Annotated in this window: 15 protein-coding genes; all 15 read right to left on the bottom strand. The window is 67.0% G+C overall.

Annotation, left to right across the window (positions count from 1 at the left end):
* The coding region (locus ACFPTO_RS18735; RefSeq protein WP_377713596.1) for an acetyl-coenzyme A synthetase N-terminal domain-containing protein at nucleotides 1-299 on the bottom strand (299 nt) is incomplete at its 3' end.
* A gap of 635 nt (nucleotides 300-934) precedes the next feature.
* Nucleotides 935-1,447 (bottom strand): hypothetical protein, encoded by a 513-nt coding sequence (locus ACFPTO_RS18730; protein ID WP_377713594.1) that lies wholly within the window; start codon nucleotides 1,445-1,447, stop codon nucleotides 935-937.
* A gap of 342 nt (nucleotides 1,448-1,789) precedes the next feature.
* Nucleotides 1,790-2,473 (bottom strand): response regulator transcription factor, encoded by a 684-nt coding sequence (locus tag ACFPTO_RS18725; protein ID WP_377713592.1) that lies wholly within the window; start codon nucleotides 2,471-2,473, stop codon nucleotides 1,790-1,792.
* Nucleotides 2,474-2,496: 23 nt separating this feature from the next.
* Nucleotides 2,497-3,036, bottom strand: coding sequence for a type II secretion system protein (locus ACFPTO_RS18720; RefSeq protein WP_377713590.1), 540 nt, complete (start codon nucleotides 3,034-3,036; stop codon nucleotides 2,497-2,499).
* Nucleotides 3,023-3,409, bottom strand: a complete 387-nt coding sequence (locus ACFPTO_RS18715; RefSeq protein WP_377713588.1) for a type II secretion system protein — start codon at nucleotides 3,407-3,409, stop codon at nucleotides 3,023-3,025. Before ACFPTO_RS18715 ends, ACFPTO_RS18720 begins: the two co-directional genes overlap by 14 nt.
* Nucleotides 3,384-3,872 carry a type II secretion system protein gene (locus tag ACFPTO_RS18710; protein ID WP_377713586.1) on the bottom strand — a complete coding sequence of 163 codons (489 nt, stop codon included), beginning with the start codon at nucleotides 3,870-3,872 and terminating at the stop codon, nucleotides 3,384-3,386. The genes ACFPTO_RS18715 and ACFPTO_RS18710 overlap by 26 nt, the downstream gene beginning before the upstream one ends.
* The gene (locus ACFPTO_RS18705) at nucleotides 3,869-6,043 is read right to left on the bottom strand and encodes a secretin N-terminal domain-containing protein (protein WP_377713584.1); all 2,175 of its coding nucleotides are present in this window, start codon (nucleotides 6,041-6,043) and stop codon (nucleotides 3,869-3,871) included. Before ACFPTO_RS18705 ends, ACFPTO_RS18710 begins: the two co-directional genes overlap by 4 nt.
* Nucleotides 6,044-6,077: 34 nt before the next feature.
* Nucleotides 6,078-6,653, bottom strand: coding sequence for a hypothetical protein (locus tag ACFPTO_RS18700; RefSeq protein WP_377713582.1), 576 nt, complete (start codon nucleotides 6,651-6,653; stop codon nucleotides 6,078-6,080).
* Nucleotides 6,650-7,204, bottom strand: coding sequence for a hypothetical protein (locus ACFPTO_RS18695; protein WP_377713580.1), 555 nt, complete (start codon nucleotides 7,202-7,204; stop codon nucleotides 6,650-6,652). The genes ACFPTO_RS18700 and ACFPTO_RS18695 overlap by 4 nt, the downstream gene beginning before the upstream one ends.
* A gap of 2 nt (nucleotides 7,205-7,206) precedes the next feature.
* A complete protein-coding gene (locus ACFPTO_RS18690) occupies nucleotides 7,207-7,722 on the bottom strand; it encodes a hypothetical protein (protein WP_377713578.1) in 516 nt (171 codons plus the stop codon).
* On the bottom strand, nucleotides 7,719-8,522 hold the full coding sequence (locus ACFPTO_RS18685) for a hypothetical protein (RefSeq protein ID WP_377713576.1): 804 nt from the start codon (nucleotides 8,520-8,522) through the stop codon (nucleotides 7,719-7,721). Before ACFPTO_RS18685 ends, ACFPTO_RS18690 begins: the two co-directional genes overlap by 4 nt.
* Nucleotides 8,503-10,152 carry a GspE/PulE family protein gene (locus ACFPTO_RS18680; RefSeq protein ID WP_377713574.1) on the bottom strand — a complete coding sequence of 550 codons (1,650 nt, stop codon included), beginning with the start codon at nucleotides 10,150-10,152 and terminating at the stop codon, nucleotides 8,503-8,505. The genes ACFPTO_RS18685 and ACFPTO_RS18680 overlap by 20 nt, the downstream gene beginning before the upstream one ends.
* A gap of 48 nt (nucleotides 10,153-10,200) precedes the next feature.
* Nucleotides 10,201-11,391: a type II secretion system F family protein gene (locus ACFPTO_RS18675; RefSeq protein ID WP_377713572.1), complete on the bottom strand. Its 1,191-nt coding sequence runs from the start codon at nucleotides 11,389-11,391 to the stop codon at nucleotides 10,201-10,203.
* Nucleotides 11,388-11,912 carry a lytic transglycosylase domain-containing protein gene (locus tag ACFPTO_RS18670; protein ID WP_377713570.1) on the bottom strand — a complete coding sequence of 175 codons (525 nt, stop codon included), beginning with the start codon at nucleotides 11,910-11,912 and terminating at the stop codon, nucleotides 11,388-11,390. Before ACFPTO_RS18670 ends, ACFPTO_RS18675 begins: the two co-directional genes overlap by 4 nt.
* Entirely contained in the window at nucleotides 11,887-12,333 is a 447-nt protein-coding gene (gene gspG / locus ACFPTO_RS18665; protein ID WP_377713568.1) for a type II secretion system major pseudopilin GspG, read from the bottom strand. The genes ACFPTO_RS18670 and gspG overlap by 26 nt, the downstream gene beginning before the upstream one ends.
* Nucleotides 12,334-12,420 lie beyond the last annotated feature (87 nt).

The following is a 12,420-nucleotide window of genomic DNA, read 5'->3' as shown; positions in this document are numbered from 1 at the left end:
ATCGCGACGCGCTCGCCAAGGCCCGCTTCGACGTGACGGTCGAGGCTGTTGTACGAAGCGTTGAGTTCGCCATCCTCGAACCACGTGTAGAACGGCGCGTTCGATTCGTCGAGCACCTTCGAGAACGGCTTGTGCCAGCTCAGGGTTTCGCGTGCGAGACGCGCCCAGAAGCCCTCGTAATCGCGCTCGGCTTCCGCGCACAGTGCGTTGTAGGCGTCCATGCCCGACACCGTCGCGTTCGCCACCATTTGCGCGGACGGCGCGAACACGCGCTCTTCCCGCAGGACTGATTCCAGCATACTTTTGTCTCCTTCATGAATTCAGCTGCCGAGCAAGCAACAGAAGGCCATATATTTATTTCATTGCAATTGCAGACTGCGTTTTGTGTTTTATATAGCCTCGAACGACGATAACCGCACTCACTTACCACAAACTTACGCGCCACCCTTGCATTTACCCTGGTGTCCGGCAGGCGGATGTCATAGCGGCCTCGGGTTTTACCCGTGTGCGCCGCGTGCAGTTGCGCACGATCATTGCACAGGATCGCGCCCTGTGCTTGCTTTATGTGCACAGTCACTCCCTCAAATTCCGCGCGATCCGCTCAAAATAACTCGCGCAGATGCAGCAACGTGTCTGTTCGCCCGCCGCAGCCCACGCACCCCGCATAGGTCCATTCTTCACGCAACGCGCGCCACGGTGCAGCGCCCCGATCGGGTGGCGCAACGCAGCGTCTCGAAGTCCACATGAAGCTCAAGGAAGCGCAACGCGTTGCATACGCACGCAAGCGCGCCGCATGGTGCTCATATGATTCTCGTTTTGATTGCGCACGCAATTTGATGCGGAGGCCTTGGTATCAAGGCTACAAAGAAAGACCGGCTCCACGCCGCGGAACAAAAAGCGGGCGCCCGCGCAACCGCCCGCCATCGCCATGGCGTTAGCGATGATGCCCGCCGCCCATACCGCCCCGAATCATGTGGCCGCCGTGAAAGCCGCCGTGAAAGCCGCCTCGAAAGCCGCCTCGAAAGCCGTCGCGTCGAAAACCGTCGCCTCGAAAGCTGCCGCCTCGAAAGCCATCGCCTCGAAAGCCGCCATGCATGCCGGGGTGGACGAACCGGACGGTTCTTATCGGGTGGAAACGATGAAAGCGGTCGATGAAGATGAACGACGCCCCAACCGCCACGGGCGGCCACCAGCCGTAGGCCGGCCACGCCTCCGCGGGATAGGAGAGCGTGCCGTAGTCGGCCTGCACGATGGTCCATGTGCCGTCCGGCTGCAGACACGCAAGGCCGCTGAACTGCTGCGGCGTGCCGTCAATGTCGGCGGTTCCCGTGACCGTCCGGCAGACGGGACCAGCAGACGGCGTGTCCATGACTTGCTGCGACACGGCCGATGTCGAACCGACCGCCAGCGCGCAGCACACAATGGCGAAGCCGGGAAGTTTGCGCATGATGTCGCCCCTGGCGATGGACCGGTCACGCGGCGCGCGCGATGCGCGCCGGTGCCGTGAAGACCCCATCGATACGCCTGGCACGCGGCGCGCATTCTGCCGTGGGCCGATCGGCAACGCCGGACTGCACGTACGTGTCAACTCCAAAACGACCGGCGCCGGGGCGCTATTCCACCGTGGCGGCCCCACAGACGGCTCATCCGTTACCGAATATTGGCGTCGATTCCGCGCATCGAGCGATGCGCCTCGTGGTGTGCGAGCGGCGTCGCTTGGCGCGACGCGTTGCTGACGAACTGCTGACGCGGACCGCCGATCCGGCCGCGCGCCGATGCGCCCGGAGAATTACACCCGTTCGAGCCGATAGCCGTGGTTGTAGATCGTCGAAATCACGAGCCCGTTTTTCGAACGCAGCCCGAGACGCGAGCGCAGCTTGCTGACATAGGTCGCGAGCGTCGCGTCGTATTTACGGTCGATGCCGCCCCAGATCCGCTTGATCAGCGCATCCTTCGGCACGATCCGCCCGACGTTCTCGAACAACATCAGCGCGAGATCGAACTCGCGCTGCGACAACTCGACCGGCACGTCCGCGACGAGCGCCGCGTGTGCCTCGGGATCCAGCGCGAAGTGGCCGATTTCGATGCGCTTGCCCTGGCGCTGCTCGGGGTAATACTTGCGCGCCTGCGCGCCAACGCGGGCGATCAGCTCGCGCTCGCGCAACGGCTTGATCAGGTAGTCGTCGGCGCCGTTGTTCAGGCCGTAGACGATGTCCTCCTCGCCGTCGTGATGCGTCATGATCACGATCGGCATCTGCCCGCCGAACTGGCCGCGCACCCAGCTCATGACCTCGACGCCCGACTTGCCCGGCACGTCCCAGTCGAGCAGCAGCACGTCCACGCGCTGGTTCTGCACGAGCGCGATGAAGCTGTCGCCGTCGTGGCGCACGATCACTTCATACCCCGCCTTCTCCAGCCAGGCAGCCACGGTATTCGCCTGGGTCACCATGTCTTCCAGAATACCGACAATCATTTCCACTCCCTGTTCGATGGGCTTTACGGACTGCCAGGCGATGCCGAGGACGTCGGCGATGCCTGCGGTGAGGCGGCTATCGGTGACGGCAGATACACGAACGCCCAGTCAGCATACGCGTCCTTGCCGTCGAAGCCCGCATAGTCGTCCGGAAAACCCTGTTGCTTCAGTGGCCTGCCCTCCGCTTTGCTGTAGACGCCCATCACGCCGCCTTCCGGCGCCTCGATGAGGCCCCATTCGCGGCTGCGCGTCAGCGGGTCCGGATACACGCGCCGCAGATGGCGCAACGGCTGCGGACCGCGACGGTCTTCGACGAGCGCATCGAGCGACGGCGGGAACCGGCTGCCCTCCGCCGAATTGTAATAATGCGCAATCGCCTGGCGAATCTGGTCGCCGACAAACAGCAGTTGCGCTTCGCGGTCGCGCTGCTGGACCGTCTTCCAGATCCGCGCGGCCTGGGTCGCACCGAGCGCCAGCGCGCCGGTCAGCAACAGCACCCCGAGATACGCGATGCCGCGCGCCGAATGGCGCCGGATATGCGGTCCGCGCTCACCACGCCGCATACTCGCCCCCGTTCAGCGCACGGCCCTTCGCGCCGCTCCTCACGTCGTACACACCACCGGTTTCGCCCGGCACGAGCACCCAGGTGGTGCGCCTGCCGGTCAGCGGATCGATCGGCACGTCGCGCAGATAGCGGGCGTCGACGAGCGCCTGCAGCGAGTCCGGATCGCGCCCGTGATCCGCGCGGTAGTCGTCGATCGACTCGCGCAGCGTGTTCAGATTGTGGCGCAGCACGGTTTCCTTCGCGCGGTCGCCCTGCTTCAGATAGCCGGGCGCGACGAGCGCCGTCAGCGCCGCGATGATCGCCATCACGACGAGCAGCTCGATCAGCGTGAAGCCGCGCGTGTGCCTACCACTGGTGGTACGGGACGCCATTCAGCCCTTCCATTCGGTTGCGTGAGCGCACATCGAACACGTCTGCGCCCGGCGAGAACGCGTCCGGATCGCTGGCGTAGCTGCGGGTTTCCCACATCGCTTCCGGCGCAGTGCCTTCGCAGTCGCACATCGGATCGGCCGGAATCCGCCTCAGGAAATAGAGACGCTCGCCGTTCGCGCTCTTCTTGTCCTCGACGCCGTCGACAAGCGCGCGCAGATCCTCCGGATAGCCGCTCTCGTCGACACTGCGTTCGATGCGGCCCGCGTCAGCCGCGCGCTTGTATGCGTCGAGCGCGGTGCGGATCGTCACCAGCGCGCGCCGCAGTTCCGCCTCGTTCGCACGCCGCTTGACGAGATCGGACAGCGGCAGCGCGACGGTCGCGAGCAACGCGAGCAGCGTCAACGCCACGAGCAGTTCGATCAGCGTGAAGCCGCGCGCGCGGCGGCGGGGCCGTGCCGTCACGTCAATGCTCCGGAGCGCACGGCTATGCGCGCCGACGTGCCGGGCGCGGCCGGAAGCCGTAAGGCCGCATCCAGCGCGCGCACGAATCGATCCGCATTCGTTTGCGGATGCGGCGCCGTGGCTTCGGCGCCGCGCGTCCGGATCATCCCCGTGCCGTGCGGCGAGTGCGCGTCGGCATCCTCCGCCTGCGCATCGTCCGGGCTCAAGGCCGCCTGCAGTGCGTTCGATTGCGCCGCACCGGCTGGGCCGGTTACTTCACCCGCCGCTTCATTGGCCGCTTCATTGGCCGCTTCATTGGCCGCTTCATTGGCCGCTTCATCGGCCGCTTCACCGGCCACTTCGTCATCGGCATCGCCGGGCAGGATCGGCTCGTCGAGTTCGGGCGGCGTCGTGCGCGCCGCATCGCCCGGCGCGAACGCGGCATCGAGCGTCAGCGCCTCGGTTGTGATGCGGGTTTCCGTGCCGGACAAGAACGTCGTCACAGCGGCTTCCGGCAGGTCGAGGTTGCGCTCGATGTGCGGCGTGACCAGCAGCACGATCTCGGACTTCTCGCTGGCCGTCGCGTTCGTACCGAACAGGCGGCCAATCACGGGCAGCCCGGACAGCCCCGGCAGCCCTATGATGTCGTCGCTTTCGCTGCGCTTGACGAGGCCCGCGAGAATCTGCGTCTCGCCGTTCTTCGCGGTCATCAGCGTCTCGGCGTTGCGCGTGCCGAGTGCATACGCAACGAGGCCCGTCTTCGTCGTTTCCTTCGACAGAATGCTGCTGACTTCGAGGTTCACCCTCACGCTCACTTCGTCGTTCAGGCTGATGCGCGGCTCGACCTTCAGGATCAGGCCCACGTCCTGGTAGCTGACCGATTCGCTGACGACGCCGTTCGCGTTGGTCGTCGTAACGATCGGCACGCGCTCGCCGATCTTGATGTTGGCCTTCTCCATGTTGCGCACGCGGATCTTCGGATTCGCGAGCGTCTTCGTCTTGCCCTGCTTCTGCAGCATATTGATCGCCGCCGACAGCACGCCGGTGTCGCCAGACACGCCGATCCGGTCGCGGTTGATCCGGAGCAGGTCGCCAAGCGTCGTCGGCAGCGAACCGTCGCCGCCGTGCGCGTTGAACTGGATCCTTCCCGGATACTGGACGCCTAGGTCGATCCTGTCGTTCATGTTCAGTTCGAGCACCTGCACGTCGAGCGTGACTTCCGACTGCGCAATGTCGAGTCCCATCACGATGCGCTCGGCGACCTGGATCGTTTCCGGCGTATCGCGCACGACGACCGCGTTGATGCGCTCGTCGACGTACACGTCCTTCGGCTTGATCATCTGGCGCAGCGCGGCCATCACGGACTTCGCGTCCGCATGCGAGAGGAAGAACGTGCGCAGCGCGAACTCCTGGTAGTTGCGCGCCTTGTCCGGTTGCGCCGGGTAGATCAGCAGCGTGTGCCTGTCGAGCACCTTTTTGTCGAGCTGGTTGGTGCGCAGCAGCAGGTTGATCGCGTCCTCGGCGGTCGTGCGCCCGGCGAGCAGCGTCGCGGGCCGATCGACCTGCACGTCGCGATCGAACACGAAGTTCACGCCGGACATGCGCGAGATCACGTCGAAGATGCCCGACAGCGGCTGCGAGCGGAAATTCAGCGACACCGGCTTGCGCAGCGCGTCGGCGAGCTGCGGCCGCGTGGTGCGGCTCGCCTTCGACGCGCGCAGCAGCGCGTCGTTCAGGCGCTTCGACTCCGGGTGGTTCGGCTGCTCCGCGAGGATGCCGCGCACGATTTCGAGCGCTTCCTGCGGGCGGCTGTCGCGCAGGCGCGCCGCGCGCGCATAGTCGATCTGTATCTGCTGGCGGCGCTCGATCCGGCGCAGATCCTGTTGCGCCTTCAGGTTGCCCGGCTCCTCGCGCAGCACGTTGGCGAGATGCTCGATCGCGGCCCCGTATTCGCCTTGCGACGCATCGGCTTCGGCCTCTTTCAGCTCGATGCGCACGTAGTCCTGCTGGCGCGTCGGCACGGCGGCGGCGAGATCGAGATCGTCCGGGGCGGCCTGCTGCCGCGTCTTCAGCGCGGCGAGTTCGTTGGCCGCGGACGCGGTATCCGTCGCAACGGAGTGGAATGCGGTGCCCGCGCAGCCCGTCAGCGAGAACGCTGCGAGCAGGACGAGCAGACTGGCGACACGTTTCATGATGAGGTTCGATGCAGGTTGAAAGAAGCCGGATTCAGGGCGTGAGTCCCGGCGTGGGCAGCGCGATTTCGGCGCCGTTGGCGTCGACGATCAACGCCTCGCGATCGGTCAGATGTTTCAGCCGGTAGCCGGGGGCGATCTCGTCACCCGGCCCGACCGCGCCGCGCACGTCGCAGCGGCGCTCGCACAGGAGCCGCAGTTCGGGCCCGGCTTCGGGCCCGGCTTCGGGCCCGGTCTCGAGCGCGGCCTGGAGCACGGTTTCGACCACGACCACGCGCCGCCCGCCCTCGCGCCATTCGCCTGTCACCGCGAACGGCGGCGCAGCCGGTTCGGGTTCGGGCTCGGGCGCGGCGACGTCGGCGCCGCCGAACTCGTCGGGATCGATCTGCGCAGGCATCTCGGGAATCTCGGGTGCAGCAAGCTCGCCGAGCGCGTCCCAACGTTGCGCAGGAAACAGATCGACCGATACGGACACATCGGTTGTGTTGCCAACGGGTTCGTCAGCGAATGCAACGGACGTGAGGGGCGCCACGGCAGCTAACGCCGCCACGGCACATGCAAGCGATGCCGCGCGCGCGACGCGTTGCCGGGTGCGAAGCGAGGCCGTCATGCGTCCGGCCCCAGCAGGCTCACGCGCAGGTTGATCTCAAGCTGCGCGGTGTCGATCCTGTCGCGTTCGAGCGCGACGCTCTCGACCCGCGCCATCGGTTGATCCGCGATCGCACGCAATGCCTCGCGCAGCCCGGCATACGGTCCCGACGCGGCGATGTCGATCGTCAGCCGACGCAGCTTGCCCTTCGCCTCGATCTCGTGCCGGTAGGTCGCGTGTTTGCGCACGATGCCGTTCTGCTCAAGCAGTTCGAACACCGAATACGCCTGTTCGCGCACGCGCAGCTTCTGCACGTCGCGCAGCGTCATGCCATGCGCGTTCTGCGCCGCGCCCGGCTTCTGCATCGCGGCGAGCGCCTTGCGCGCGGCAGCACGCTCTGCATCGAGCCGTTCCGTCTCGGGATTCAAGTAGCAGGCGTAAGCGACCGGCACGGCGGCGACCACGGCCACGGCCACGATCCCTGATACGCCGAGCCGGCGTCCAGCCGCGTAAGCGCACCAGCGGGCGCGCTCGCGCAACTGGCCGAAATCGATGCGGGTCCTGATGTTCATGTTCATTCGACGCTCACGCTGAAGAGATGGATCGTCCGGCCATCGACCGCCTTCGCGCGGTGCTGCAGCAGGCCGGTGCGCCGTTCGGCGCGCCCGTCGTTCAAACGTTCGACGAACTGATAGATATGCGACAGGCTTGCCGCGCCGCCTTCGATCCGCGCGACGGTGCCTGCCTTGTCGACGCTCAGCGAAGTCAGCGCGAGGTCGGGCGACCACGCGCGCTCGATCCGGTCGACGACCGGCAGCGCCGAGCCTTCCGTGTGCGTCTGCTGCGCGGCGATCACGCGCTCGATCCGTTTCTGCTCCGGCGTCATGCTTTTCCGGCGGCGCTGTTCGCGTTCGTGCGCGCGCTGTCGCTGGTCGAGCTGCGCCTGGATCTGTTCGACCTCGTCATTCAGCGCTTCGACGCGCACCGCCTCCTCGGCGGCGAATGCGGCGGTGAGCGCCGCCGCGCCGATCATGGCGGCGGCCCATGGCGTAATCCGGCGCCGCACGGGCGCGAAATCCAGCGACCTCATGCCGCCACCTCGGCCCGCAGCCGGTCGGGCAGCGTCGCGCCGCCATCGTGAACATGGGCGTCGTCCTTGCCATCGCGCATGTCGATGCACTCGTCGATGCGCTCGTGCGCATCGAGCGTGCTCACGAAGGTCCGGCCCTCCGTCGGCTGACCGCACATCAGCGCCGCAGCGCCGATCAGATCGCCGAGATGCTGCCCCGCGTGACGCGGCAGCGTAACGACATCGCGCCATTCGCCACCGCAACAGAAGAGGCACGTCACGACGCCGGGCTGCAACAGTACGAAGCGGTAATCGCCCGCACCGAGGCTTGCCCGTTGTTTCTGGAGCGCAGCGGATAACGCAGCCGAAAGCGCATCGCGGCAGCCCGCGAGTTGCCAGCCCGCCGCACGGCTCACCTCGGCGCAGGTGCGCAGCACGTCGTCGTGCAGCGCAACGGCGAGCCGCGCACCGCCGAAGCGTGCATACGCGACGCGCACCGCAAGCGGCACGCGCAGCGCGCGCGCCTCGAACAGCGCGCGTGCATAGGCTTGCCACGCGGACTCGGACCACAGCCCCGACTGCCACGGCAACACCGCCGCGTGCGTCCACGGATGCCCAATGCGCAGATAGAGCCGGTTGCGAAACGCGCCGCGCACCTTCGGCAGCGCACCGAGCACCGTTGCGAGCGCAACCGCCGGATCGCCGCCGTGCTCCACCGCGAACGCCGACTCGCCGACGTAATCGCGCGCCCCGGCGCCGTTCCAGACGCGCAAGCGCTGCGCATCCGCGACGGCATAAACATCATTGAAGATCGATTGCACGCTGCACCTCCTGGAACGTGGTCAAGCGCTGGCGAATCGCCGCCAGCGCGGCGTCGCGCATGGACTGGTAGTCGGCGTTGTCTGCAAGCGCCTGCTCGCGCCTGTCGAGCGAGCGCGCAAGCAGCGCGGATTTCATCGGCGCATCGAGCGTCAGGATCTCGGCAAGACCGATCCGGCCGTGATAGCCGGTGCCGCGGCACGCGTCGCAGCCCGCGCCCGGCGTCACGAGGTGGCGCAGATCGTCGAGCGACGCACCCTCGAGTGCGCTGCCGTCGCCGTCCGCGCCGCCGTGCGCGTTACCGCACGTGGCGCAGATGCGCCGCACGAGCCGCTGCGACACGACGCCGTTCAGCGCCTCAAGAAACGTCGACGGTTCGACGCCCATGTAGATGAAGCGGTCGATCACGCTGAAGCCGTCGTTCGCATGCACGGTCGACAGCACGCGGTGGCCGGTCAGCGCGGATTGCACCGCAATCGACGCCGTTTCTTCGTCGCGGATCTCGCCGACCATCACGGTGTCCGGGTCGTGCCGCAGGATCGCGCGCAGCCCGCGCGCGAAGGTCAGCCCCTTGCGCTCGTTGACGGGAATCTGCAGCACGCCGGGCAATTCGTATTCGACCGGGTCCTCGATCGTGACGATCTTGTCTTCGCCGTGGTTGAGCTCCGAGAGCACCGCATAGAGCGTCGTCGACTTGCCGCTGCCGGTCGGGCCGGTCGCGAGCATCAGCCCATACGGCCGGTTGGCGAGCGCACGCACGCGCCGCGCGGTGTGCGCGTCGAAGCCGAGCACGTCGAGGCTGATCCGCTCGCCGCGCTGCGACTTGTCGAGCACGCGCAGCACGGCATTCTCGCCGTGCGTGCCCGGAATCACCGACACGCGGTAATCGATCTCGCGCCCCTGCAGAACGACCTTGAAGCGGCCGTCCTGCGGCACGCGCTTCTCGGCGATATCGAGCGACGCGAGCACCTTGAGGCGCGACATCGTCTGCGTCGCGACATCGACGCCCGGAATGCGCCGGATCGCCTGCAGCACGCCGTCGATCCGGTAGCGGATCGCCAACCCGTCCGGCGCCGCTTCCAGGTGAATGTCGCTCGCACGGCTTTGCAGCGCGTCGTACAGCGTCATGTTGACGAGCCGGATGATCGGGCTCTCGTCCTTCGCGATGCTCGCGGGCGTGATCGACTCGATGGCCTGCGCGAGCGAATCGCCGTGCGGGCCGAGCGTCACGTCGCCGTCCATCAGGCGCTCGTTCGCTTCGGCATCCTTCAGCAGCCGCTCGACCTCGCCCGGCATGCTCATCGCGGTCACCGCCGACGCATTCGGAAAGCGCGCGAGCAATGCGTCGCGCGCCGCGCGCGAAAACGGATCGGCGAGCACGAAATACGGCGCGCCGTCGAGTTCGACCGGCAGCACGCGCAGCGTCAACGCATCATGCAGCGGCAGCAGGTCAAAACGCATCCCGGCCGCTTGCAGCACATCCGGCTGAAACGCGTGCACGCCGAGCGCGACGGCCGCTTCGTCGAGCAGGCGCGGGTCGCTGGCGATCATGCGCGAGACGTAGTCGGCGATGCCGAGCCCGGCGTCGGCCGCTTCGGTCTGCCAGATTCCAGCGAGAAAATTGGTAGGCATGTTCAGTTATCCTGCGCGGTTATGGCCGCGCATCGCGCTGCGGAGCGGTCAGCCAATGCTGCCCGCGAGTTCGAAAATCGGCATATAGAGCAGCACGACCACCGCGCCGACGATGCCGCCGACCACGAGCATCAGCACCGGTTCGAACACCTTGCTGGCCATCTCGATTGCGCGGTCGAGCGCCGAATCGTGGAACTGCGCGATGTGCTCACACATCCCGCCGAGATCGCCGCTCTGTTCGCCAACCCGCAGCAGCCGTTCGGCAACCGGCGTCGTCAGCGCGTGCTGCGCGAGCACGGCCGATACGGTCCGGCCCGCACGCAGCTCGACGAGCGCGGCGTCGAGCCGTGCGCGATGCTGCGCGGGCAGCGTCTTGCCCGCAAGTTCGAGCGCGCCGAGCGCGGGCGTGCCGCCCTCGATCAAAAGGCCCGTCGTGCGGTAGAAACGCGTCAGCGCGAATAGCCCGGCGATATCGCGCACTTTCGGCACGCGCCACATCAGCCGCGCGCCCAGCCGCTTTGCCGCGCCGCCACGGATCGCGCCCACTGCGAGCACGGCCGCCGCCACAAGCGCGAAGCCAATCGCGCCGCCGTGCTCCGCCAGCAGGGTCGACCACGCGAGCATCGCGCGCGCGGTCGCGGGCAGCGTGTTCATGGTTTCGAACACCGTCGCGAAGCGCGGAATCACGAAAAACGCCATGAACATCAGAATCGCGCAGCCGATGCCGATCACGAGCGCCGGGTAGACGAGCGCGCCCGTCACCCGCTTGCGGATCTGCGCGATGCGCGTTTCGTACTGCAGGTAGCGCTTCAGCACGACCGGCAACTGGCCGCTGCCTTCAGCCGATTCGATGGTGGCGACGAGCAGCGCCGGAAACACATCTGGCTGCTTCGCGAGCGCCTTCGAGAACGGCTGGCCCTCGACCATCACCGCGACCACGCGGTCGAGTACGGGCTTCGAGCCGCGATCCGCGCCCGCCTTGTCGCGCAGCGCTTCGAGTGCCTCGATCAGCACGAGGCCCGCATCGAGCAGCGTTGAAAGCTCCTGCAAAAACAGCGTGAGCGCGAAAGCCGGCGCCTTGCGGCGCGCGCCAAAGCGCGCGCGGCGGCCAACCTTCAGCACGATCCCGGACGACGCGCCGAGCTGCGCGCGCACATCCGCTTCGTCGCGGCCGTGAACGACGCGCTCGACCAGCTTGCCGTCGATGAGCAGACGGACGTCGAATGCCTGCACGCTCATTGCGCCCACTGCGCGAGTTCGGCCATGCTCGTCGCGCGATCTCGCGTGAGTTCGGTGTACGTTTCCCACACCTTCGTCGCATACGCCTTGCGAGCGGGCGCGCGCTTCGGCGACGACCCGGCGTTATACGCGCCGACCGCATTCCACGTATAGCCGTGGCGGTCGATGAAACCCGCCAGGATCGACGCGCCCGTGTCGATCGACGTGCACGGCTCGTCGATCAGCCGCTTGCGCGTCACGCCCACTTTGACGAGGCGCGGCAGGTGCGTGCTGTTGATCTGCATGAGTCCGATGTCGTAGGTGCCGTTGCTGTTGCGATTGAAGGCGCGCGGGTCCATCGAGGATTCGACCTTCGCAATCGCCGCGAGCAGCAGCGGATCGATGCCGTACCGTTCGCCCGCGCGGGTCCAGCAATCCTTCGCGGCGGCGCAGGTCGCGCACACCGCCATGCCTGCCGTCGCGAGCAGCTTGCACGCTTGCGCGCGCAAGCTGCGCTTACATGCCGTAGACGAGATCCGCATCGACCCCACTCCCGCCCTGTCGGCCATCACGCCCCAGCGACACGATTTCCGCCTCGCCGTCGCGGCCCGGCACGTTCCATTGATACGCACGCCCCCACGCGTCCCTGGGCACCGCCTTCGCGAGATACGGCCCGTTCCAGCCTTCCGCGCCCTGAGGCTCGACGACCAGCGCGTCGAGCCCTTCCTCCGCGCCCGGATAGCGGCCCGTGTCGAGACGGAACTGCGTGAGCGCGTCGCCGAGCGTCTTCATCTGCGCCTCGGTCGTCTTGACCTTCGCCTTGTCGACCTGCGAAAAGAGCTTCGGGCCGACATAGCCCGCGAGCAGCGCGATGATGAGCAGCACGACCAGCAGTTCGAGCAGCGTGAAGCCTTGTTGCGCGCGCAGCGGTCTGCCCGCGCGAAATGCACGATTGAGTTTCAAGATTTCAATCCTCGTTGGGATGACGATCGGTTTTGATCGAGGTCCGGTGCGGCGCGCCGGGTTGCAACGCTTGTATGGCGCGGCGTC

It is taken from the genome of Paraburkholderia denitrificans (assembly GCF_042655705.1).
In the GTDB taxonomy this organism is placed as follows: domain Bacteria; phylum Pseudomonadota; class Gammaproteobacteria; order Burkholderiales; family Burkholderiaceae; genus Paraburkholderia; species Paraburkholderia denitrificans.
This window is presented reverse-complemented; position numbering and strand designations above follow the sequence as displayed.